The organism is Pseudonocardia sp. EV170527-09, assembly GCF_008369905.1.
Classification (GTDB): domain Bacteria; phylum Actinomycetota; class Actinomycetes; order Mycobacteriales; family Pseudonocardiaceae; genus Pseudonocardia.
In genome coordinates, this window is record NZ_VRMC01000545.1 from 1 (window position 1) to 256 (window position 256).

Here is a 256-nt window from a genome sequence, read left to right on the forward strand (position 1 = left end):
CGGTTGGCCATGGCTTCGCGGGTTTCATTCGTCGCCGAGCCGATGTGTGGCAGGGTGACAGCGTTTTTCAACTGAAACAGCGGCGACTCGGCCAGCGGTTCTTTCTCGTAGACGTCGAGGCCGGCACCGCGAATGCGGTTGTTTTGCAGGGCTTCGATCAGTGCCGGCTCGTCGACTACCGGGCCACGGGAGATGTTCACCAGAATCGCGTCAGGTTTCATCAGCGCCAGTTCGCGATGGCTGATCAGGTGGCGGG

Annotated in this window: 1 protein-coding gene; it reads right to left on the minus strand. The window is 61.3% G+C overall.

Annotated features, from left to right (window positions below; genetic code table 11):
* A partial coding sequence (locus FVA95_RS30095) for an NAD(P)-dependent oxidoreductase (protein ID WP_304627197.1) occupies positions 1-256 on the minus strand: 256 nt, incomplete at both ends.